The 23,177-nt window shown below is 44.4% G+C and carries 17 protein-coding genes and 1 pseudogene; 9 read left to right on the plus strand and 9 right to left on the minus strand.

The genetic code is table 11. From position 1 onward, the window contains the following. Positions 1 to 23: 23 nt before the first annotated feature. The 4 genes from AB4154_RS14325 to deoD form a co-directional block, all read right to left on the minus strand. Positions 24 to 1,604, minus strand: a complete 1,581-nt coding sequence (locus AB4154_RS14325) for a GGDEF domain-containing protein (protein WP_017072413.1) — start codon at positions 1,602 to 1,604, stop codon at positions 24 to 26. Continuing rightward, positions 1,604 to 3,073: a hypothetical protein gene (locus AB4154_RS14330; protein ID WP_372123351.1), complete on the minus strand. Its 1,470-nt coding sequence runs from the start codon at positions 3,071 to 3,073 to the stop codon at positions 1,604 to 1,606. The genes AB4154_RS14325 and AB4154_RS14330 overlap by 1 nt, the downstream gene beginning before the upstream one ends. Before the next feature lie 186 nt (positions 3,074 to 3,259). Beyond that, on the minus strand, positions 3,260 to 4,729 hold the full coding sequence (locus tag AB4154_RS14335) for a lactate dehydrogenase (protein WP_017061879.1): 1,470 nt from the start codon (positions 4,727 to 4,729) through the stop codon (positions 3,260 to 3,262). 82 nt (positions 4,730 to 4,811) lie between these two features. After that, on the minus strand, positions 4,812 to 5,522 hold the full coding sequence (gene deoD / locus AB4154_RS14340) for a purine-nucleoside phosphorylase (RefSeq protein WP_017061880.1): 711 nt from the start codon (positions 5,520 to 5,522) through the stop codon (positions 4,812 to 4,814). 346 nt (positions 5,523 to 5,868) lie between these two features. Here deoD and AB4154_RS14345 point away from each other — a divergent pair, with 346 nt between their 5' ends. Further along, complete coding sequence (locus AB4154_RS14345) at positions 5,869 to 6,843, plus strand: L,D-transpeptidase family protein (RefSeq protein WP_137001438.1); 975 nt, start codon at positions 5,869 to 5,871, stop codon at positions 6,841 to 6,843. A 157-nt stretch (positions 6,844 to 7,000) separates the two neighbouring features. Here AB4154_RS14345 and AB4154_RS14350 read toward each other — a convergent pair whose 3' ends face one another. Beyond that, positions 7,001 to 7,267: an Lpp/OprI family alanine-zipper lipoprotein gene (locus AB4154_RS14350; RefSeq protein ID WP_017061882.1), complete on the minus strand. Its 267-nt coding sequence runs from the start codon at positions 7,265 to 7,267 to the stop codon at positions 7,001 to 7,003. A 361-nt stretch (positions 7,268 to 7,628) separates the two neighbouring features. On the opposite strand from AB4154_RS14350, the gene AB4154_RS14355 reads away from it, so the two are divergent. Then, positions 7,629 to 8,960 (plus strand): DEAD/DEAH box helicase, encoded by a 1,332-nt coding sequence (locus AB4154_RS14355; protein WP_017061883.1) that lies wholly within the window; start codon positions 7,629 to 7,631, stop codon positions 8,958 to 8,960. Between the two features lie 115 nt (positions 8,961 to 9,075). On the opposite strand, the gene AB4154_RS14360 is transcribed toward AB4154_RS14355, so the two are convergent. Next, a complete protein-coding gene (locus AB4154_RS14360) occupies positions 9,076 to 10,323 on the minus strand; it encodes an SGNH/GDSL hydrolase family protein (RefSeq protein ID WP_372123356.1) in 1,248 nt (415 codons plus the stop codon). Between the two features lie 478 nt (positions 10,324 to 10,801). On the opposite strand from AB4154_RS14360, the gene AB4154_RS14365 reads away from it, so the two are divergent. Both AB4154_RS14365 and AB4154_RS14370 read left to right on the plus strand, forming a co-directional pair. Then, the gene (locus tag AB4154_RS14365; RefSeq protein WP_372123353.1) at positions 10,802 to 11,743 is read left to right on the plus strand and encodes a lipase family alpha/beta hydrolase; all 942 of its coding nucleotides are present in this window, start codon (positions 10,802 to 10,804) and stop codon (positions 11,741 to 11,743) included. A gap of 38 nt (positions 11,744 to 11,781) precedes the next feature. Next, the gene (locus AB4154_RS14370; RefSeq protein ID WP_065583797.1) at positions 11,782 to 12,669 is read left to right on the plus strand and encodes a lipase secretion chaperone; all 888 of its coding nucleotides are present in this window, start codon (positions 11,782 to 11,784) and stop codon (positions 12,667 to 12,669) included. A 107-nt stretch (positions 12,670 to 12,776) separates the two neighbouring features. Here AB4154_RS14370 and AB4154_RS14375 read toward each other — a convergent pair whose 3' ends face one another. Continuing rightward, positions 12,777 to 14,420 carry a methyl-accepting chemotaxis protein gene (locus AB4154_RS14375; protein ID WP_017064253.1) on the minus strand — a complete coding sequence of 548 codons (1,644 nt, stop codon included), beginning with the start codon at positions 14,418 to 14,420 and terminating at the stop codon, positions 12,777 to 12,779. 480 nt (positions 14,421 to 14,900) lie between these two features. Between AB4154_RS14375 and AB4154_RS14380 the strand changes: the two genes are divergently transcribed. The 5 genes from AB4154_RS14380 to AB4154_RS14400 all read left to right on the plus strand — a co-directional run bounded on the left by AB4154_RS14380 (position 14,901) and on the right by AB4154_RS14400 (position 20,963). Then, positions 14,901 to 15,722 carry a phosphate ABC transporter substrate-binding protein gene (locus AB4154_RS14380; protein ID WP_017064254.1) on the plus strand — a complete coding sequence of 274 codons (822 nt, stop codon included), beginning with the start codon at positions 14,901 to 14,903 and terminating at the stop codon, positions 15,720 to 15,722. Positions 15,723 to 15,833: 111 nt separating this feature from the next. Beyond that, entirely contained in the window at positions 15,834 to 16,763 is a 930-nt protein-coding gene (pstC, locus tag AB4154_RS14385; protein WP_017064255.1) for a phosphate ABC transporter permease subunit PstC, read from the plus strand. 15 nt (positions 16,764 to 16,778) lie between these two features. Then, a complete protein-coding gene (pstA, locus tag AB4154_RS14390; protein WP_017064256.1) occupies positions 16,779 to 17,642 on the plus strand; it encodes a phosphate ABC transporter permease PstA in 864 nt (287 codons plus the stop codon). A 90-nt stretch (positions 17,643 to 17,732) separates the two neighbouring features. Continuing rightward, a complete protein-coding gene (gene pstB, locus AB4154_RS14395) occupies positions 17,733 to 18,482 on the plus strand; it encodes a phosphate ABC transporter ATP-binding protein PstB (RefSeq protein ID WP_004737715.1) in 750 nt (249 codons plus the stop codon). A 336-nt stretch (positions 18,483 to 18,818) separates the two neighbouring features. Further along, entirely contained in the window at positions 18,819 to 20,963 is a 2,145-nt protein-coding gene (locus tag AB4154_RS14400) for a GGDEF domain-containing protein (protein ID WP_372123354.1), read from the plus strand. Positions 20,964 to 21,032: 69 nt separating this feature from the next. Here AB4154_RS14400 and AB4154_RS14405 read toward each other — a convergent pair whose 3' ends face one another. Next, entirely contained in the window at positions 21,033 to 22,712 is a 1,680-nt protein-coding gene (locus tag AB4154_RS14405) for a BatD family protein (protein WP_372074478.1), read from the minus strand. A gap of 2 nt (positions 22,713 to 22,714) precedes the next feature. Further along, positions 22,715 to 23,177, minus strand: a pseudogene (locus AB4154_RS14410) (hypothetical protein); the annotation flags it as partial.

A 23,177-nucleotide genomic window follows, 5' to 3' on the forward strand; every position in this document is an offset into this window, starting at 1 on the left:
CTAAGCTACAGAGCTATATGCCACTACTCTGTACACACTTGATTACGGCCGTTGGCTTTAGCTCGGTATAGCGCTTTATCCGCACGGTAGAAGGTGCGTTGAGTATTCTCTCCGTCACGATGCAAAGTGATACCAATACTCACGGTCAAACCACGCTCCCCAAGTATTTCATGCCATCCAAATTGGAAGATGCGCTCTCGATAATTTTCAGAGTGCATTTCTGCCTTCGGAAGATCAGTGTTCTCTAGAATGACGAGGAACTCTTCTCCACCAAATCTGACACATGACGCGCCTCTAAACTTAAAGTATGAACGTAGCTCTTGAGACACACTAACAATCGCTTTATCGCCCACTAAGTGACTCAGTTCATCATTGATAGACTTGAAGTGGTCAATATCAATAACCATCAGTGCGAAAGAGGTATCGTGCAGCAGCATGTCTTTCAATTTCACATCTAACCAGCGACGGTTGTGTAACCCTGTCAATGGATCGGTGAATACGTCTTGTTGAAGCTGAGCAACCGCATTCTTGTGTTGTTCCGTTGTCTCTTTCAGCTCTTTGTTTTCTTGTTCAGAGAGAATGAGTTTGAGTTGTAATTCAAAACGGGACAGGCGGCGTAGTTGGCTTGCACCGAGTTCACTGATCGGGATCTGCTTCATCAGATCGGTTTCAATTCGGTAGCCTTTTTTCTCATAGCTTAGCGCTTCTTGAAAACGCCCTTGATTCATACACACATCACTCAGCGAATCGTAGAATCGTTTTGCAAGTACTGGCGACGAGTAGGCTTTCACGCGTTTGTCTGTGCTCGACAAAATCATGCTCGCGTAGTCTTGCTTGCCGGTTGCACTTAGGCAATGTGCGAGCTCTAGACGAGTCATGGTTGCAAGCCAGCTTGCTTGAGTGCTGTTGGCTGGGTATTGAACCTTAGACAGACAGCGTAGCGCTTCATGGTGTTTTTTCTTAGCGCGCAGCACCTTTGCTTGGTAAAGCAGTATTTGAGCTGTGAGCAACTTGTCACTGACCAAAATACTCAGTTCTTCGCACTCATTCAGTAAATCGCTGGCTGCTGTAATGCGATTGAGTAGAAGTAGGCTTGCTACCATATGCAGCTTGAATTTGAGGCGAAGTGAGCGACTGCTTATCGCATGGTCTATGCTGCTGATTTTTTGGTAGTAACGAAGTGCTCTGTTGTGATCGCCATAGGAATCACACAGGTTGCCCATGCCTAAAATAGCTAATACATACTCATCGATATGACCGTGTTCAACCGCGATAGTCGATGAACTGACGAATTCATTGAGTGCTGAGGTGTAATCACCAGTTTCAACTAAGCGGTCACTTAAACTGGTTTTGACTGTCAGAATATCTTCGATATCGGCAGGAAGGTGGAGCAGATCGAGTGCTCGTCTCAACTCTTCGATACTGGTTTGATTTTGTTGTAACTCGGCACGGTATTCAGAGCTAATGATATAGCAGTGCGCTTGCTCTGTTTGCGTTGTCGAAACGTGCTGACGAATGTGGTTCCAGAAGATGATCGCTTCTTCACCTGATACTGATGAAGGGTCTAAACCGGCGTCTGTGATCTTGCTTAATAGAGTTTCCATTATTCTATTACCTCAGCATCGTCTTCTTCGAGTTGTTCAAGCGTGAACGGGAACGTCAAAATATCATTGAGGCTGACGCTTGGTTTCGAACCTTTTAATCCTTTTCTATGCCATGGATAGATATCGAGCATGGTGCTGAGAGTTTGGAAGGTTTTCTCTGCGGCTTCGCCTTTTTCGGAAAGCATAAGGGCCACACGTTCAGAACTTAGCCTTGCGATGAAGTCATTCTGGTTACATAAAGCATGAGCAATCTCGGTACAGACATCTAAGTAATCAGTATCGACATGATGGAACATAATGATGCTGTGGTTTGAACGTTTAAGCTCTGTCTTGAACAGCACCAACTTTTCCCACCAAAAGGTTTCAGAGACAACGTAAGAGAGGTGCTTTTCAGGATCGTACTCGTGCTGACCGCGAATACGATTAATCAGTTTTCGTGCTCTCTGTTCAAGTTGGCGTTTTGAACTGCGTGCTTTGTCCAAACCGACACGTGTCGTTTGCTCTTTGAGCATGCCGATAGAATATTGACGGTACTTTTTAAAGGCGACGAGCGCGGCTTGGAAGTCTTGGTTTTCTTCCGCCACCAAGGATTGTTGGTAACAGATTTGGCTCAGCAACTCGCCATTATCGAACTCGTTTGCGGATTGTTCTGCGAGCCTCAGTAATTCCGCCGCTTGTTCTGGTCTTTTTCTCAGGATCTCCAATCTAGCTCGGCTGATGTATGAGTGCGCCTTCATCCAAACTAGGTTGTGTTCAACTGCCAGATTGTGCGCTTTGGCCGTGGCGCGCTCCGCGTCATCTAAGCGTTCAAGACCAAGTAGGGCAAGGCCTCGAAAGTCCCATACCTCTGCATGCCAAGTGTTATCTTTATGGTCTTTTAATGCTTCTTCTGCACCGTCCAATACCGACAGCATTTCAACATAGTTGTTGAGCAGGTAGTAATCCCACGCAAGCAGTATTCTGGCTTTACCCTCTAACCAACCAATGCGGCTGTTGTTAGCAACTTTAACGGCAAGCTGGTGGGTAGAACGTGCAAGTTTATATTCGTGGGTCATCCGCCAAATATTGCCAAGGCCAATGAGGCATTCAATTTGAATTTCGACTTCATCAACCAACGCGGACTGCTCTAAAGCATTGATCCAGAACTGTTGGGCGGAATAGTACTTGGCTTGTCCCCAGAACTGGAGCGCGTGTAAATGGAGGATTTCAGGGAGAAAAAGGTCGGTATCTAATCGGCTTTGGCGCTTGTAGGCTTCCTTGATGTATTTTAAACCTTTTTGGTAATCCATCAGGTTCCAGCTACATCTTGCCATTAACATTAATGACTGGATGGCACCCTCTTCAAACAGAACTTGCTCTGATCGGACTAGGCACTGTTGGGCAATCTCTAGGATCACCGATGGCTCAGAGTCGACACGAGTTTTGAGTTTTTCTAATTCTGTTTCAAGAAGGTACTGATTTTTGTCCAAGACTTACATCCATGATTATCGAACATATTGATAACACAATCATTATAAGAGTGTAATTTGAGATAAGCACCAATTATCTTTCGTAGAGCGTCAAAGGAACATCGATCTTTTCTAATTATGGGTGTTACCTCATGTTGTCGCTTTAAAATCAATGAGTTCCCGAATAATTACCTAGAGGCTTTGTTGCTATGAAAGTAGTTGCTTTAGAGTTAATGGCAGCTCCCCTACGCCTAAGCGTTGTGCTGCCGTGAGCCCTTGCTTATCTTGGTAGCACAGATTGTGCCAAGCTCTAAATATGTCGAGCAATGGAAGAATGCCCCCAGGACGAAGCTTACGTCTGGGCTCATTAATAAAGCTATCAAATAACAACTGAAAGCGCTGTTGATAGAACTTAGTTTGTTGAATTGAGGCTGTGTTAAACCACTGTTTTGGTTCTGGATTGTTACCGGTTAGGTAGCAGATACCTTTCTGGTTATCACCCTGATTGGCAATAGCCCAGCGATCTCGCCACCAACTCATGTGAACGATGTCGATCTTTTCAAAACTTTGGTCGTCTTGCCAACCTGAATCTTCTTCGACATACATGAGGTCAATATTTTGACTCTGAATGCGCGGCAAACATACACTTAAAGCGGCAGATCTTAGTAATGGATCTTGTGGCATATAGATGGCGACATGCTTGTCTTCGTTACACATATCCAACACATGTAAGAAGTGAGCATAAGAGGTATAAGGCGGTCGAATGAGAGCGCCTTTTGAAGGGTAACTAAATGTGGTGAGGTTACCCATAGGGTCCTCAACGTTACCTCTCGCAAGAATCACTTGGTACTGCTGTTCAATGCGCTCTTTTAGTTTGTCAGAGGGCTGAGGCAGTTCGAGATTTGCTTCTGAAGAGTGCTCTTTGGATACAAATCGTGCCACATCATCATAAGGGTTATGGTCGACGTTTCCTGATGGTTCTTCATTTTGAGAGTAGTTAACGTGTTGGCAAAGTATATAGCCAGAATGCGCCTCGCCCGTCGCTATCCACACCACACCGTTGTTACTTTGTGGTTGCAGACGCTGGTAGTGAGATGCGAACTCGTAATCTTTCGCATGGTTAACCCATCGTGCATCGATCATCGCTAATTTACGACGACAACGGCTCGCGATATGGTCAACATGATCATAGAAAGTCTTTGGGTTGATCTCTAATTTTCGGCAGATTTCACGTACGGAATAGCCCATGAACAGTAAGCCCATGAGGTTCTCTTGAAATTGGAGTTTTTTATTGGATCCAGACCATTTATCAACGAAGGTTGTTTGGCAGTCTTTGCATCGATAACGCTGCCTGTCGCCACTGTAGCCGAAGGCATGATAAAGATGTTTATGGGTATGAACCGATAAGCCGAAGTTATCGCAATCATCATTACGACAAGCAGGGAGCCCGTCGCTGTGAAGTTGTCTTAGGCGATGAAGTTCGCTTAACACTTCACGATTGTTAAGTAAGGGGGGGAAAGCTCCACATTCACGACAAACCATCGCTGGACGCTTAGGGTTCGCGTGTTGCAAAACATACCGTTTTGCATCGCTCAAGCCAAAGTTGTCACACGCCAATGTTTTACAAAAGTTGAGTTGCAAACCATCCGCATCTTTTGGCAGCTTGTCGTTAGACACGATCTCCCCCTCGGGATTATTTGAGCAGCCAAGCGAGCCTGGCTGCGGGGTAACGCTTTTCAATGTATCTTTTATCAAATCGTTAGATGTTGATTGCTGTCTCTAGAGCAACTTTCATCATGTCGTTGAAAGACTTTTGACGCTCTTCAGAACTTAGTTTTTCACCACGGATGATGTGGTCAGATACTGTTAGGATAGTTAGTGCTTTAGCACCAAGGTCTGCAGCAACGCCGTAGATACCAGCCGCTTCCATATCAACACCTAGGATGCCTAGCTTTTCCATTTTTTCGAAAAGGTCAGCTTCTGGAGTGTAGAAAAGGTCTGCAGAGAATACGTTACCAACTTTAACTGGAACTTCTTGTGCACGAGCTTGGTTTACTGCTTCTTCTAGAAGACCGAAATCAGCGATAGCAGCGAAGTCGTGGTTGTTGAAACGAATGCGGTTTACTTTTGAGTCAGTAGATGCACCCATGCCGATAACAACGTCCATTAGTTTAACGTCGTCACGTACCGCGCCACAGCTACCTACACGAATAACGTTTTTCACGCCGAACTCAGCGATTAGCTCGTGTACGTAGATGCAGCATGATGGGATACCCATACCGTGGCCCATTACAGAAACTTTCTTACCTTTGTAAGTGCCTGTGTAGCCAAACATGTTGCGAACGTCACAAACTTGCTTCACGTCATCAAGGAATGTTTCTGCAATGTATTTTGCGCGAAGCGGGTCGCCCGGCATAAGTACTGTTTCTGCGAAATCACCAGCTTGAGCATTAATATGAGGTGTAGCCATGGTCGTTCTCCAAAGTTTAAACGGTAATTATAGGAACAGGATTTAATCAATTACCGATTCTGTTGAATTGAATTCGTTTTGTTGAGGCAATATTAGCGAGTTAGAACGTGGCTCCATGAGACTTTAGTCACAAAATAGGTCTGCCATTATAGTTTTATTAATATTGATAACCAAATATGTTGAAAGCGTAAAGGCAATCGATTTTGTATGGGTAAATTGCAAGTGAATGAGAAGAAAAGGCTTACATATAAACTTGTTGCCTATTAGTTTCGAGACAACAATACGTTGTAGAGACGTTTGATCAGAGATAATCTAAACTTTGATAAAAGACAAACCAAGGATTTGTATGTCGTATTGCGTTAACTCGACGCCTTTTCAGTCAATGAAAACACGACTCCACAGGGCGGCGTCGCTTGTTGTAAGAACTACTTTGCTTGCCAGCGGGATAGCTTCATCGTGGGTGTCTGCTGCAACCTTTGAATTGCCACCAACGGAAAGCCGCATTGTGGGCAGAATCCAGCAGCATGAAGTGGCGGCGGGCGAAACCTTGGCCATCATTGCCAAGCAATACGATATTGGTTTTCTCTCTTTAATGGCAGCCAACAAAGGGGTGGATCCTTTTCTTCCCGCGGAAGGCTATGTGTTAAGCATTCCAAGCCGCTTGATTTTGCCTGACACCCCAAGAAAGGGGATTGTCATCAATCTTGCTGAGTTAAGGTTGTATTACTTTGAGCCTGAGAAAAATCAGGTGCATGTTTTCCCTGTCGGCATCGGTCGAGTGGGGCGTGATACTCCCGAGATGATCACCAAGATAAGCCAAAAAAGACCGAATCCAACATGGACGCCACCAAATTCAATCCGCAACGAGTATCTTGAAAAGGGCATTGAATTACCGAGAGTGGTTCCTGCCGGGCCGGAAAATCCATTGGGAGAGTACGCTTTGAGGCTTGCTTATGGCGCTGGCGACTATTTGATCCATGGTACAAACAAAGATTTCGGGATAGGTTTACGAGTTAGCTCTGGTTGTATCCGAATGGAACCTAAAGACATTGAGTGGCTGTTTGAGCAAGTGAACCGTGGTGAACAGGTCACCATTATCAATGAGCCGATTAAGGTGTCATTAGAGCCTGATAGAAGTGTGTTTGTAGAAGCGCACGAGCCATTAACTCGAAGTGATGGTTCAAAGAAATCATTACAGATCCCTGTGGAACTAAAATGGTGGCTTGAAGACGCAGAACTGCCAAATTCAAAGGCGAAAGCGGTTATCTTTGCTCAAAACGGCGTACCTGTAGAGATAGCACCACCTGTGATTGAGTTTTAATTCGATTGCCTCTTCTGCAACAAGGGGCGGTTTTATCTTGTTTACTCGCATTAGTGTCACCCAAAAAAAGCACCACATCCGATAAGAAGTGGTGCTGTCTATATACTGCTTTTTGCGACTTATTTAATCTACAGCTTAATCGCGATTAGATCTCAAACTACTTAGTGTAAGACTCAGCGATGTTGTCGATGCGTTCGTTAGCACGATCCGCTTCTTCTTTCGCTGCCATAGCGGCTGCTTCTGCTTCTTGAGCCTTCATTTCTGCGGCTGCTTTGTCACTCTTAAGTGCTTCAACTTCGCTTGTAAGTTGAGCCACTTGGTTAGTTAGTTGATCCATTTCTGACACTGCAGCTTCTTCTGGTTCTGAAGAACAACCGGCTAAAATGAAAACTGATGCTGCAGCTGCGATTAACGTCTTATTCATAAGAACTCCTTGCTTATTTATCATCAAAAGATGCGCTATACATTCTTTATCATATAGTCGCTTCATTAATGATTGTAGCGACTAATTTTTTAACTGCAAAAACAATAACTAAAGAAATTGCTAAATTTTTGAGGTAATTAGCTAAGTATCACGTTGTGTCTCATTTATGAGATGAAGGATTTAGAGACGACTTGAAGGTGTTTTTGGAGAGCTATCCCTTTGCTAGCAATGCATACGTTGTTCTAGCTAAAGATAGATAAAGGGATAAATTTACTGTGATCTCTATCCTTATAAAGTACTTTCGCGGTATCATGTCACGTTAAATTAATTTTATTCAATACCATCATGACTGGAGAGTCCTTTGCACTTTAAAGATTTAGGCTTAGATAACCGCTTACTGAAGAACTTAAAACATTACGACTTCAAGAAGGCGACAGAGATCCAATCAAAAGCGATCCCTGTTGCTATTGCTGGTAAGGATCTATTGGCTTCATCAAAAACGGGATCAGGAAAAACATTGGCGTTTGTGTTGCCAATGATACATAAAGCATTAAAAACAAAAGCGTTTTCTGCTAAAGATCCTCGTGGTGTAATTTTGGCTCCTACTCGTGAGCTAGCGAAGCAAGTTTACGGCGAACTGCGTAGCATGCTTGGTGGTCTGTCTTATGAAGCGGCGCTTATCTTAGGTGGTGAGAACTTTAACGACCAAGTTAAAGCACTGCGTAAGTACCCTCGTTTTATCGTTGCGACTCCAGGCCGTCTTGCTGACCACCTAGAACATCGTTCATTGTTCCTAGATGGTGTTGAAACGCTAATCCTTGATGAAGCGGACCGTATGCTTGATCTGGGTTTCGCTCCAGAACTTCGTCGCATTGCCAATGCAGCTAAACACCGTCGTCGTCAAACGTTGATGTTCTCTGCAACGTTAGATCACGCTGAAGTAAATGGCATTGCAAATGAAATGCTAGACGCACCTAAGCGTATCTCTGTTGGTGTTTCTAACGAGCAACACTTAGATATCACACAGAAATTCTACTTATGTGATCACCTAGATCACAAAGAAGCGATTTTAGACCGTGTACTGGAAGAAGCTGAATACCGTCAGGTAATGATCTTCACAGCAACACGCGCTGATACTGACCGTTTAACAGATAAGTTGAACGAGAAGAAGCTTAAAGCGGTAGCACTGAGTGGTAACCTAAACCAAACGCAACGTAATGCTATTATGAGCCAGTTCGAGCGTGCGGTTTACAAGATCTTGGTAACTACCGATGTTGCTTCACGTGGTATTGATATTCCAAACGTGAGCCACGTTATCAACTTTGATATGCCTAAGCATACGGAAGAGTACGTGCACCGTGTAGGTCGTACTGGCCGTGCGGGTAACAAAGGCGATGCGATTTCTTTGGTTGGTCCAAAAGACTGGGACAGCTTCAAGCGTGTTGAACTTTACCTTCAACAAGATTTGACCTTCTCTGTACTTGAAGGCCTAAAAGGTAAATTCAAAGGCATTAAGCCACGTAAACCTGCGTTTGCTAAAGGCGGTCCTGCTAAGAAGAAGACCAACACTCAAGCGAAGAAAACGCCGAAGAAACCAGTTAAGCGCGATAAGAGCTTCCACCAAAATGTGGCCGTGGGTGATACCGTGTTTATCCCTAAGAAGAAAGTCGCACCAAAAGTGGACGACGAGTAATCACCAGCCAGTTTTAAAGCGTTTGCTAGTAAAACTGACATAAATAAAAACCGCCAATATTAGGCGGTTTTTTTGTATCTCGACCTTGGCTCAGCCATTACTTTTCGATATTTAGTTAGAAATTGAACGTCGAGAACGAATACGCCAAGATGTGGTCGGCAATGTATTTATGAGTAGCTGTAGTTGGGTGTGTCACGCCCCAAAATACATAACTGTCTGAACCATAGGTGGCACAGTCATTGGTTAAGCTGTGGCTTCGCAAGTAGTCCGCGGCTGAGCTTCGATTGATATTAAGACAAGCATCACTCGCGTTTCGAAAGCCATGTTGTTCTGGGTTATCGGTAATGCTGGCGAACAACGCACTTGCATCGAACAACACCACGTTTTTCCCCATACCTTGGTAATACTCGGCTTGAGCTTTGATGAACTGGTTGAATTCTAAGATCTTGCCACGAACTTTTATTATCTCTTGTTCGGTAGAGTATTTGAATTGAGGGGCTTTGGTTGCATCGGGTAAGGTGAACAGCAGGATATTGTTCGCACCAGATTCTGTTAAGCGGATCAGCGCGCTGCTAAAGTCAGCCTTTACATCGGCGACTTCTCGGTTGTAATTCATGAAGTCATTGAGGCCAAACTCTAAAGTAAACAGTGAGTTTTTCGGACGATAGTTTTTGGCGACTTTCATGTAGGTCAGATAAGAGGTGACTTGATCATAAACACCAGTCAATGCCACGTATTGGTTGGTACCTGCGGCGCCACCCACAGCCCAGTTATACAGAGGGACATCTTTCGCTTTTGCTAAATACTCCGTCCAGACTAAACCATTCGAAAAGTGCCCTAAAAACCACGAATCTGCGTTCGGAAAAACCCATTGTGAGCCATTAAATAGATTACCAGTGTCGGACAGGCTATCACCAAAGGTGACAATACGATTGATGCTACTGGCTTGAAAAGCGTTGTCGTTGGTCCAGATTGAGTGGTTGTAAGAGAAGCGATTATCTGCGGCAAAGTAGGTGATGTCAGCGGCGTCATGTTGGATGTCGAGCGTCTGTTCGCAACGTTGTTTAATTTCCGATTGCGGGGCATCGCTGTAGAACATGTTTTTGAATGAAACGGAAGACCACCAATATCCGTTGATCGTGTAGTAATCACCATTCTCTTTCTTTGCCCACTTCCAGTCGGTGGCTGGGGAGTCATGAGAGGCATCGGTTCGATACCAACATCTAACATATGAATAGGTCTCTGAGCCTTGTGCACTGAGTACTTGTGCAGATGTAATCGATTCAGGTGTTGGTATTGAGTCTTCAGCGGCATAAGCGCCAAAAGGCAGGGCTAACGTGAGTATTAAAGCCGTATTTTTCATCACTGTATTCTCTTTTATATTTAGATGAGCCAAACAGAAACGCTGTTGCTTGATAAGTGGATAAGTGGATAAGTAAATAACTGGTACGACCTATATCTAAAATCAATAATTAGCGTCAATACATTCAGGGTTGTGGTGTGTCGTTAATGGAATAAGCATCAAGTTATCAACGAGTTTTGGTTGAAAAATACCTGTTTCCAAACGGTTATTTGTCGAATAATTTTGGTTTATTGAGAATGTTGAATTGATATTTGAGTCGGGATATTGAAAGAACAATCTCATCAACCTTAGTTAAATGTTAATTTAATCAATTGCTTATATTTTTGTTTTTCTCTTGATTCTGTTTGCCTGATGTTCATCGCACCTGTTTAATTCAAGTTCGCCATCACAAATATGAAGTCGTTACTTTCTGTTTTATAAAATCATCATCTACGGTCCTTTTACTCATCAGAGGTCTAATCTGTTTAAGGAAAGAGCATTGAAAAAGATATTAATTTGGACGATAGCCTGCCTATCCAGTTTTGGCGTATATGCCGGAACGAGCGCATCAGCATTAGAAGCCAGCGGATACACTGAAACGAAATACCCCATTATGTTGGTACATGGTCTGTTTGGTTTCGATACATTAGCGGGCGTTGACTATTTCTATGGCGTACCTGAATCCCTAACCAAAGATGGCGCGAACGTATATGTCGCTCAGGTCTCTGCAACCAACAGTTCAGAGGTCCGTGGTGAACAGTTACTCAGCCAAGTTGAAACGCTGTTAGCTGCAACAGGAACAAGTAAGGTGAATCTGGTTGGTCATAGCCACGGTGGGCCTACGGCTCGTTATGTTGCGTCAGTTCGACCTGATCTTGTTGCTTCAGTGACCAGTATTGGCGGTGTGCATAAAGGTTCTAAGGTCGCTGATCTCGTTCGAGGGAACGTATCTGAAGGCTCTGTCACAGAAGGTATCGCGGTTAAATTAGCAGGTGGATTAACGACACTGATTAACCTTTTATCTGGTGGAACGGATCTCGACCAAGACGGCCTCGCTTCTGTTGAAGCATTGACCACAGAAGGCTCGCTAGCCTTCAACCAGTTTTACCCTGAGGGCGTTCCGACGTCTGAGTGTGGCGATGGTGAGTGGCAAGCAAGTAACGGCGTTTATTACTATTCATGGACAGGGTCTTCCACTTTTACCAACCTTCTTGATCCTACCGACGGAGCGATGACAATCCTAGGCTTAGCCTTCAACGAACCTAATGATGGCTTAGTAGGAGCATGCAGCGCGCATTTGGGCAAAGTGATTGGTGATGATTACAAAATGAACCACCTAGATGAGATCAATGGGTTATTGGGAATTCACCACTTGTTTGAGACAGATCCTGTAACTCTATATCGTCAGCATGCCAATCGATTGAAGTTGGCTGGCTTGTAGTCTGCAAAGCCGTTTAACAAGAAAACAAGGGAAGTATGATGAAAAAGACCGCCATTTTGTCGATAACCACGATAGCCCTGATGAGCACAGCGGCGGTCTTTTTATATCTAAATAATCAAGATACACATACTGACGACGAACAACGCGTCTCCTCATTGAAAGTCACCTCTCAGCAAGATACCGACATCGATAACGCATCAGCAAAAGACATGATGGAATATTTCGTGTCAGGTAATACAGAATTAACCCTTGAAGATATTCGAGACAACGTGGCGAAACACCACGAACAATCATCAACAACCGTGGTTGATGAAGCACTGTTTGCCAAATATCTTGAGTATAAGTCGGCACTGACATCGTTGGACGTGCAGTTCGGTACCACATCCATTTCCGCTGATGATCTACGTGCACTCAATCAAGCGCTCCTTGACCTCCAAGCTCAGTTTTTCAGTGAGAGCGAGATAAGTATTCTGTTTACGCACGACAACAGAATGAGAGAAATCGCCTTAGAAAAGTTACTTCTGAAACAGGAGGGATTAGAGGATGAAGAATACCAACAAAGACTCGAATCCTATCTATCTGAGCAACCTGATTATGTTCAGTCGAGTCACCAGAATCAGGTGTTACTCCAACAGCTCTCTAGCTCTGAAGGTCTCGATGAACAGGGTAAATACTTAAAGAGAAGCGAACTTGTCGGTGAAGAAGCAACCCAGAGACTTGAAGCACTTGATAAACAAAGAGCGGCCTTTGAAGACTCGTTAGAGGTCTACTTCGCAGAACGAAATGATGTCTTGAAAGATTCATTCCTATCAAAAACCGAACAACAAGAGAAGATTGCGCAACTTAGGACTGAACATTTCCTACCAGAACAGCTTAGAAGGGTAGAAGCGATTGAAAGAATTCGAGCGGCTGAATCTCGTCAGTAGTGTCTAAAAGCGAAAAACCAGCCATGATGGCTGGCTTTTTGTTTATCGGCGAGTTCTAAAGAGCATACAGCCTGAATCTGTTTGCCTTGAACTTCGTACCTTGAAGCCTATACCTTAAAGTAATCCAACTGCTGCTTCTGTTGTTCTGCTAGGTTAGAAAGCTCGTGGCTTGCTGCAGCGGCTTGAGTAATGCCGGTAACGTTTTGGCTTACTAGGCTGTAGATGTTTGAGATGTTACGGTTGATGTCTGAGGTTACTTGGCTTTGCTCTTCGGCGGCAGAGGCAACCTGAGTGTTAATCTCAGTCATGTCCGTTACCGAGTTAGCAATGCCTGAAAGCGCCGCGCTTACTTCACCTGCAAGAGTTTGGTTGTGTTCCAGCATAGATAATGAGCTGCTCATGCTTTCATTCGCGTTACCGGATTGAACCTGCAAACCTTCTATGATGGTTTGGATCTCTTTGGTTGAATCTTGTGTACGTGCCGCTAGCATTCGAACTTCATCAGCAACCACTGCGAAACCACGACCGCTTTCACCTGCACGAGCGGCTTCGATTGCTGCGTTAAGCGCCAGCAGGTTAGTTTGTTCAGAGATACTTTGAATTACCTCAATCACTTTACCAATCTGTTCAGAGTGCTCTTTTAGCGTGCCCACAACATTTGCGGCTTCGCTTAGCTGAATCGCCATCTGTTCGTTAGCTTTGTTGCTTTCATTAAACAAGCTCATGCTGTGTGTCGCCATTTCGTCAGCTTGCTTAGACGCTGAGTCGGCTTGTACTGCGTTCTCATTAACGTGTGCTGCTGTGCTTTCCAATTGGTTCACAGCAGAAGCAACTTGCTCCACCTCTTGCTTCTCTTGGTCTGAGTTAACGCTGGACTGTGTCATTACAGCCGCTAGCTCTGTCGACGCAGAAGCCACTTCGATACTGATTCGAGACAGCGAGCTTACCGTGTCACGCAGCTGTTCAACAGACTGGTTTACGTCTTGCGCTAGGCGTGAGATTTCGTTGTCGCCATACTCTTCTGCTTTAACTAACAAGTTACCTTTTGCTACTTCCCGCATCGTTTCTTGAATGTTGCTGATCGGCTTAACAATGATACCAGCCAGCGTCCAACTGATAATTAGAGCTACAGACAGGATCACCAACAGTGCAATGGTCGCAGTAGTCAGCGTGCTAGCGTGTTGCTGGCCGTTGATGTCGACCTCTTGAGTGGCAAGCAAGTTCAGCTTTTTAGACAGAGTATTGATCGCTTGCACCATTTCATTACCCGCATGTCGGTATTGGTCGATTGCGATCTGGTAGCGGTTTTCAAAATCTGAAGATAGTGATGCATCGCCGTGTTTCGCTCTTAATAGCGGAAGCATGGTGGTACGAGAAAAATCGACATAGTGATTCATCGCTTTGTTCATCGCGGCCACTTCATCTTGCATGCCTGGCACTGTGTCTAATGAATTCAGTAGGCGAGTATTCTGATCGCGTTTTTGGTTTAGTGTTTCAACCAATGTTTTTACGTCATCAGCATTGAATAGACTGTAAATCGCTTTGATGCGCATGCCATAGCTGTTGTCGACGATTTCGCTAAGTTCTTCTTTATGTAAGATTAACTGGTCGGTTGCTACTGACACATCTTTGAATGCACTTTCTAGTTTTTCACCACCGATAATGACACCGGCTAAAAGTAAGACAACGGAAAATAGTACGGGTATAAGAATTTGTATTTTGATTGATAAGCCACTGAGAAGTTGGCGCATGTAATGTCCTTCTTTGAATAAAATAAAAAGATGAGAATTATTATTATTAGAATTAGTTGGCGATTCTAACTAATGAGACTGACAATTCAATCAGTAAAGGCTTTGATTTCGTTATATGCGATAGGTATTTGATATAGATGGTTGTTTATTGTTCTAAATGGCGATAAAGGTGGATCTTTTTATCCATCGTGTTAGGGCTACTTGATTGATAAATAGAGAAATATATTGGTTAGTATTCGATATAAATAGGGAAGGAAATCTAGCTTTTTGGTGCTCAAACGATGGTGAGACCTGCATTCACTAACTGCATCTGATGGGGGCGCGACTATCAATTCATCGAGTAGGAGAGAAATTAGCCATTAATTTGTAGTTGTCATATAGGCTTCAATTAAGTGAAACACAACTGTCACATTCGGATTCTAAAGTAGGCCTCGTTCAAGCAAAACATTACGGCAATAACGCCACTAAAGGAAATTTGTGATGAAAAAGACAGTTATCGGTGCAATCGCACTACTAGGCGCTCTAACAGTGAATACAGCTTCAGCTAAAGAAACTATCTCTGTAGTTGGCTCTAACAGTGCTTCTCCACTGGTTGAAGTTTTTGCAGAAACCTACATGAATAAAGGCGAACCAGTGTTCATCGAAATTCAAGCACCAGGTTCTTCTGCAGGCATCAAAGCAGCAAAAAATGGAAGTGCTGACCTTGGTATCTCTTCTCGTGACCTAAAAGAAGAAGAGAAAACAGCTGACCTGAAAGAGCTAGTTATCGCTCGTGACGGTATCGCAGTTGTTGTTAACCCGAACAACGAAGTATCTGCTCTTACTGCTGAGCAAATCACTTCAATCTACAAAGGCGACATCACTAACTGGAAAGATGTTGGCGGTGCTGACAAGCCAATCGTAGCAATCACTCGTGATACTGCATCAGGTACACGTGGTGCATTCGAAGACATCATGAAGCTTAAGAAGAAGATTGGCGATAAGAAAGTATCGGCTATCTCTCAACGTGCACAAGTTGCAAACGGTAACGGCGCACTTAAAGTTTCTGTAGCAAGCAACCCATACGCTATCGGCTTTATCTCTCTAGGTACAGTTGACGAATCTGTTCAAGCTCTAACTATCGACGGCGCTGCTGCGACTGTAGACAACGTTAAGAACGGTTCTTACAAAGTTGCTCGTCCATTCCTAGTTCTTTACAAAGCAGGCGCTCCAACAGCTGAAACTCAACAATTCCTAGATTGGATGGTTGCAGATGAAGCTCAAGCTATCGCTGGTAAGAAAGGCTACATCACAGTTAACTAATCTTAACTGACTCAATCTTAATTATTGCTCAGCCTGCTTTAGGCTGAGCCTTTTCTTTCAACTTTGTTTATTTCGAGCTCTTATTGAGCCACAAAGTTTGAGATTTTATATATGACCATCGCAAATAGTGAAAAGCTTATGAATACTGAAGCGACTCAAATCAACAAGCCAAGTCTACGTGCTAAGAAGCGCATCGACTGGAGAGAAAGAATCTTCCACGGCTTGTTCTTATCGAGTGCTGTAATCGGCATCGTATCACTAGCCGTTATCGCTTACTTTATCGTTGCAGAGAGTATCCCTGCATTCCAAGAGGCCGGTGTTTCTGGCATCGTTCTGGGTGTTGACTGGTTACCTCCAGCTCTATTCGGTGTTGCAACCATGATTGTTGCATCGATTGTTTCGACACTTGGAGCTGTAGTTGTTGGTGTGCCAGTTGGTGTATTAACCGCTATTTTTATTGCTGAGATTGCTCCAAAGCGTCTTGCAGATATTATTCGACCAGCAGTTGAGCTTCTAGCGGGTATCCCGTCGGTAGTTTACGGCTTCTTCGGTCTAGTAATTATCGTTCCAATGATTCAAAACGTTTTCCAAGTACCAGCGGGTAACACTATCCTGGCGGGTATCATTGTTCTGGGTATCATGATTCTTCCTACCGTTATCACGGTTTCTGAAACTTCGATTCGTGCGGTACCTCGTACATACAAAGAAGGTTCACTTGCACTGGGTGCTTCGAAAATCTACACGATTTTTAAGCTACTCGTTCCTGCTGCACGTTCAGGCATTATGACTGGTGTGATTTTGGGTATCGGCCGCGCACTTGGCGAAACGATGGCAATCATCATGGTTATGGGTAACGCGCCAGCAATGCCAGAAGGCATTTTGGACTCTGCTCGTACGCTAACAGCAAACATTGCAATTGAAATGTCTTACGCAAGTGGCGTTCACGCTAACGCACTGTACGCAACAGGTGTTGTACTTCTAGTGTTCATCATGATGTTAAATGGTGCTCTACTTTATCTTAACCGTGAAAAAGCGAAGTAGGCGAGGATAAGTAATATGGATCGCGTAAAACTAAAACAAGCACGTCAAACCAAAGATAACATCCTAAAAGGTTTTATCTGGGCAGCTGCAGCTGTAACCGTTGGTTTCTTATTCTGGATTATTTGGTACATCCTATCGAACGGTCTGCAATACGTAGATTGGAACTTCATCACTGACGATTACACTCGTACTGGTGAAGAACGTGGTATTTTCCCAATGATCATTGCCACGATCTACATGGTAATCGCATCGATTGCGGTAGCCGCGCCACTGGGCATCATGACGGCGATATACTTAACTGAATATGCGAAAGTAGGTAGCCGATTGGTGAAAGTGATTCGATTCTGTACTGAGTCGTTAGCTGGTATCCCATCGATCATCTTTGGTCTGTTCGGTATGACCTTCTTTGTTTCGATTCTTGGTCTTGGCTTCTCGATTCTGTCGGGTGCACTAACGCTAAGTATCCTGATTCTTCCTGTAATCATTCGTACTACAGAAGAAGCATTGATGGCAGTGCCACAAACTTACCGCGAAGGCTCATACGGCCTTGGCGCTTCAAAAATCTACACTATCTGGCGTTTGATCTTACCAAGCGCAATGCCAGGTATCTTAACTTCGGTCATTCTTAGTATTGGTCGTGTAATTGGCGAATCAGCACCTGTATTTTTAACAGCAGGTATGGTGGCACGTGTTCCTGAGTCGGTATTCGATTCTGGCCGTACACTAACGGTTCACCTATATAAGCTGACAACAGAGCTATTTACTATCGATGAGTGGAACCAAGCCTACGGCACGGCGACAGTCCTAATCGTACTGGTTCTCTTGATCAACATGGTTACAAAACTGATTGCGAGACGCTTCAACACGGCAACTTACTAAGCTCATTAGCTGGCTCATAAATAAAGCGAGCCCCCGTGATAAAGAAAGCATCAAGTTAGACACGAATTTAAGAATTTAGAGATTACGAACATGAATAAATTTGATATTGAGAACCTAGATCTGTTTTACGGCGACAACCAAGCGCTTAAATCTATCAACCTGCCAATTCCAACTCGCCAGGTTACTGCTCTGATTGGCCCGTCTGGCTGTGGTAAATCAACACTATTGCGTTGTTTGAACCGCATGAATGACCTAATTGAAGGCGTTACGATTAAGGGTAAGCTGGATATGGATGGCACTGACATCTACGGTAATATCGATGTCGCTGACCTACGTATCCGCGTAGGCATGGTATTCCAAAAGCCAAACCCGTTCCCAATGAGCATCTACGAGAACGTGGCATACGGCCTACGTGCTCAAGGTATCAAAGACAAAAAACACATCGATGAAGTGGTTGAGCGCTCGCTACGCAGTGCTGCACTGTGGGATGAAGTAAAAGACCGTCTTAAAGCGCATGCATTTGGTCTGTCTGGTGGTCAACAACAGCGTCTATGTATTGCACGTACCATTGCAATGGAACCAGATGTAATCCTGATGGATGAACCAACATCGGCTCTAGATCCAATCGCGACACACAAGATTGAAGAATTGATGGAAGATCTGAAGAAAGACTTCACTATCGTTATCGTAACGCACTCAATGCAGCAAGCGCGTCGTATCTCAGACCGTACTGCTTTCTTCCTAATGGGAGAGCTTGTAGAGCATAACGAAACCAGTGTTATCTTTAGTGAACCAAAAGATGATCGTACTAAAGGTTACGTAAACGGTGACTTCGGTTAATCGATTATTTACGTGCGGTGTTTAAGCGATTAGATACCTGTGCACACTAACTGAAACGCAGGTTAGATAATCGAATAGAACAACAGAATTATCACTATAACTATAAGCGATGGAAGTTTTGCCCCACTATAGGTGGGGCTTTTTTATGTGTCTAAAAAATCCCCAATGTCGATGTGATTTTGGGCAGAGAATCCCATTTTTGTCGTCCTTCTCATGCTTGTGATAATGTTAAAGGTGAAACTGCGACCCGCTTAACATCTCATTTTTACTTACATTGATTGCATATCAAGCCTTCTGTATTTTTGCTTTATTCTTAATCGCCAATGGAAGGAAGCTGTGCCTGTTAAAGCCTTTGCAAAACAAATATCTGCGACACGCGACCATCGTCTGTTGGCTGAGTCTCTTTTTGACTATCTGGTTAAGGTACTTACTCCAAAAGGGATAGGAATATTTGCTGAACCGACGCCGGAGAGCGACGCATTACCGCTTTTTTCTTATGGCGACCTAACCTCATTGGCGAGCTACCCCTCTACATTTTGGCCGTGGGTCTCACAGTTTGATACCGCAGACGGGGTTTTGCCAATGGCTATCAACACCTGCAAGTGGGAACACATGAAAGTGCTTGGTGGGGAGTCGTTTATCATGATGCTCGACAACGCACCTGCCTCCAGAACTTATTTAATTGTTCAAAATTGCAATGCTGAGAAGGTTAATCAAACCTTTGACCAAGATCTTGATGTGTTACAGCTCGCGGCTGCCCGTTGGCAATGTATTCGTGCCGAAAAGAACGCGGCGCTAGAAATCAAACACAGAGACACACGTGAAGCTCAATACTTAGATGAGATAAAGTTACGTGAGCTGTTTGTAGAGAACATGAAGCTGGTTCATCAGGTCGCGCTTGAGCTTTCTAACCCTGAGTCACTCGATGCTTTGTATAAAGCATCGGTTGAGGCTGTGCGAGACAGGTTAGGGTTTGATCGTGCGATCTTCATGTTGCTTGATATGAAAAAGCGTTGTTTCAGCGGAACTTATGGCACTGACGAAGCGGGTAAAACCAACAGTGAACACCACACTCAATACGATTTGCACCAACTTGAAGCGGAATACATTGAAGCGCTGTCTGATAACCATACTAATCTAGTCATCATCGATAATGCGCCCCTGTATACAGAAGGTAAGGTGGTCGGGCAGGGGTGGAATGGCATGCTTATCTTGCGTGAAGGCGACAAACCTGTCGGCTGGATCGCCATGGATAACTACATTCATCGCTCACCGATTACTAACTATCAAAAGCAGATGCTTGAGTCTTTTGGCTCTTTGCTTTCTCAAATCTATATTCGCAAGCGCCAAGAGCAGAACATACGTATGTTGCACTCGAGTATGGTTGAGCTGTCTCGATGCGATAGCGTCAGTGAAGTCTGTAAGTCCGCGGTTAGTTTTGCGATTCAACATCTAGGTATCGATCGACTGGCTGTTTTCCTAACAGACAAAAAGTGCAGTTACATGCAAGGTACTTGGGGCACTGACATCAAAGGCGATATTGTCGATGAGTCCTATTATCGCTCTGAGCTGGTGGAACGTGACATTGTAGCCGCAGCTCGTGCTTGCCCTAATCAAGTTGCCTTTGAAGAATCAGTTCCTATCTATCACGATTTCAATATTGTGGGAGTCGGTTGGACGGCAATGACCATGCTCACCACCAATACGGGTGAGCCGATTGCGTTTATCGCTGCTGATAACTTGTTAACACGCAGCCCTTTAACTTCCCAGCTTCGCGAAGTAATTCGTATCTTTGCCTCTAGCCTCGCAGAGGTGTTGCAAAGAACCATGGCGCAAGAGGAACTGAAAAAGCTCAATGAAACATTGGAGCAAGAAGTCAGTAAGCGTACCCAAGAGCTAGAGTTGGCGAATGAGCAATTGGATATCATTTCTAAATTAGACCCACTGACGCGCCTTGGAAACCGCCGTATGTTGTCGCAGGTTCTAGAAGACTTGAACGGTGACGATCAAGGTGCCTTTGCCTTACAGAACGAAATTACATTTGGCTTGATTCTTGTCGACCTCGACCACTTTGGTTTGTACAACAGTGTCTATGGTCATACTGAAGGGGATGCGGCTCTGAGGACGGTAGGTGAGATACTGAATGCCCATGTTCACAATGATAAAGAAACCTTCTGCCGGATTGGCGGAGAGGAGTTTATGTTGTTGATGATCGGCACCCATCACTCTGAGACCAAGCGGCGAGCAGAGTCGATCAGAAAATGCATTGAAGAGGCGAAGATCCTCCATTGTGAAAGCAGTACTAGTCAGTATTTAACTGCGTCTGTCGGGTATGCATCGATAACTTCTGATCAGCATCAGTTCGATTTTGATTTGTTGTATGGCAAGGCAGATAAAGCCTTGTATCAAGCCAAAGACTCGGGGCGAAATCGAATTGTTTCTGCCTTAAAACGTAAAAAAGTCACAGCCTCTCTTTCTTAAAATAAAGGCCGTTGATCTCAAGATGATCAACGGCCTTTGTGTTTTACTGTTCTTGATGAACAACGTCGACTAAAGATTTTCTAGCGAACTATTATGCTTTTTACTCGCAACTCTCTTGGGCTTCTTCACCGTTTTGATTGCCAGCTCAGGGCTCCATGTTTGGGCTGGTGAACCGGCTTCACCATAAAGGCTTTGGTTTAGCTTGGTGAGTTCGGCTTCAACGGTTTGTAACGTCTCATCACTTAGATCTGTATTTTCAGATTTCCATTGCTCAAATAAGGTTCTGGTCATCACGCCATCTTTCGTTCTTAGAGCTTCAATAAGCGCTTCTGCGGTATCTGATTGACGTTCAACAGTGTGTGTTGGTTTTGTCGTTACACCGCGGCGTGACCAGAAGTAGAATGCCAATGCTGAGCTGATTAGCCACAAAGCTGCAAATAGGGCGGTGAGATAAGGCCAGAATCCTGGGCTATCGACGTTAATCACTGTTGGTGCTGTTTGTTGGAGCGGCGCGCTAGCAACAGGAGGTGTGCTTGATACAACACGATCACTTGCTGTTACTGTTAGCTCTAGGCCCTGAGCTTTACTGGTTTGTTCTGATTGGGCATCAGTATTGAACCAAGCTTGGGAAACATCCGGAAGTGAGATGTTTCCTGCCTCTTTTGGGATTAGAACCTGTTTATGCACCACCACCGCATCGCCGGACTGTGTTGTGCCAAATTGCGGTTTTTCTTCATAAACACGAACCGATTTAGGGTAGGTGATATTCAGTTTTGGTAGTTGGTGCTGCGTTAAGTTACTCGCCGTCATGGTAATAGTACGAGTTAAAGAATCCCCCGCTTCTATTTCGATGGCTTGCTTGTCGCCTTCTAATCCATTGGTACTGGTTAATTCGTTACCTTGGCTATCCGACCATTGCTGTATCAATTTGAAGTTTGATGTTGGTAACCACTCACCCTTGTAGCCTTTTGGCACATCCTTTACGGTGACATCTAAGGTTTCAACGGGTGTGTCGAGTTGGAACAAACGTGTTGTACTAGAGTTATTGGTTGAGTAGACAACAGCTCCTGTTAGCTTCGGCCCGTTCAGCTTAAATTGACCTGCTTTTTGTGACGAGATACGGAATGACTGTTGAACTACCGTCACCTCCTTTCCATTGAGAACGTCTTGAAATTGCTTCGATTCCCCAATAGGTTCCACATCTAAGCCTGAAGAGCTCGGTGGCGCGATTTTCGGATCTTGAAGCCTTCTTGGATCCGCTTTAATGATCAGCTTTACATCAAGCTCTGCGGTCTCTTGTGGGTATAGTGAGTTCTTACTTAGATTAAGTTGAAACTCAGCCATGTCATGTTGAGTTGGCGCCGCTTTATTAACGGCGACATTGATGGTGATAGGCTTGGTTTTAGCCCCTTCAATGTCAAAGCTAGGGATCTGTATCCGGCCTAAGCGCAGTGGAGCAAGGGTGATGTTCCACTCGCTTGACACCGAACGGCTGCCATTGACGATTCGCATCGACGACCCAAAGTTTGGTGTGCCAACATAGAAATCCTGCTGGAGCGCTGTTAGATCTAGAGCATCAGAGGAGACCTTTTCATCGGTTGCAACTCTAAGAAGGAACACTTCATCTTTGGTGACACTGTTATGTGAAACGCTCGCCACGGCGTTTGCAGCCAATACTGAGAAGGACGAGAAAGCTCCCAACAACAATGTTAGGAGTACGGATAAAAATGGCTTGTTTAAAAATCGCATGGTTACCACTTTTTGTTCTGGTTGTTAGGAGCACTTTTTTGTCGTGCTTGTAAAATCATTTGCGCTTTAAGCAGTTGGCTCGGGTCACGGGCGCTTTCTACTTGCTCAAGTTTTCGCATGTCAGGGTCGCTCGACAGAGGTTGATCTGAGGTTTGTGCTACAGCTTGCTGACTACTTTGCTCACCATCTTCTTTTGAAGCTTGTTGTGCGCTAGCACTTTGAGGTGTAGCGCCTTCTTGGTCACTCTGTTTCGGCTGATCACTGTTACTTTGTTGCGTGGCTTGCTTGTCGTCTTGTTTAGACTTTTCAGAGTCAGAGTGATTTTCAGGTTGGCCTTGAGATGAGTTTTGGTCTTGGCTACCGCGTTGATCTTGGTTACTGCTTTGATCTTGCGACTTGCCACTGGAGCTTTGTTGTTGATCCTGAGAGCTTTGCGAAGAATCATTTTGCTGACCTTGCTGACCT

The organism is Vibrio sp. 10N.286.51.B11 (assembly GCF_041469245.1).
Classification (GTDB): Bacteria; Pseudomonadota; Gammaproteobacteria; order Enterobacterales; family Vibrionaceae; genus Vibrio; species Vibrio crassostreae_C.

Coding starts and splice junctions, on each gene's coding strand:
- AB4154_RS14375 (WP_017064253.1), bottom strand. CDS start 14,420: ATGCGCCAACTTCTCAGTGGCTTATCAATCAAAATACAAATTCTTATA.
- AB4154_RS14380 (WP_017064254.1), top strand. CDS start 14,901: ATGAAAAAGACAGTTATCGGTGCAATCGCACTACTAGGCGCTCTAACA.
- AB4154_RS14350 (WP_017061882.1), bottom strand. CDS start 7,267: ATGAATAAGACGTTAATCGCAGCTGCAGCATCAGTTTTCATTTTAGCC.
- AB4154_RS14325 (WP_017072413.1), bottom strand. CDS start 1,604: ATGGAAACTCTATTAAGCAAGATCACAGACGCCGGTTTAGACCCTTCA.
- pstC (WP_017064255.1), top strand. CDS start 15,834: ATGACCATCGCAAATAGTGAAAAGCTTATGAATACTGAAGCGACTCAA.
- pstA (WP_017064256.1), top strand. CDS start 16,779: ATGGATCGCGTAAAACTAAAACAAGCACGTCAAACCAAAGATAACATC.
- AB4154_RS14360 (WP_372123356.1), bottom strand. CDS start 10,323: ATGAAAAATACGGCTTTAATACTCACGTTAGCCCTGCCTTTTGGCGCT.
- deoD (WP_017061880.1), bottom strand. CDS start 5,522: ATGGCTACACCTCATATTAATGCTCAAGCTGGTGATTTCGCAGAAACA.
- AB4154_RS14370 (WP_065583797.1), top strand. CDS start 11,782: ATGAAAAAGACCGCCATTTTGTCGATAACCACGATAGCCCTGATGAGC.
- pstB (WP_004737715.1), top strand. CDS start 17,733: ATGAATAAATTTGATATTGAGAACCTAGATCTGTTTTACGGCGACAAC.
- AB4154_RS14345 (WP_137001438.1), top strand. CDS start 5,869: ATGTCGTATTGCGTTAACTCGACGCCTTTTCAGTCAATGAAAACACGA.
- AB4154_RS14405 (WP_372074478.1), bottom strand. CDS start 22,712: ATGCGATTTTTAAACAAGCCATTTTTATCCGTACTCCTAACATTGTTG.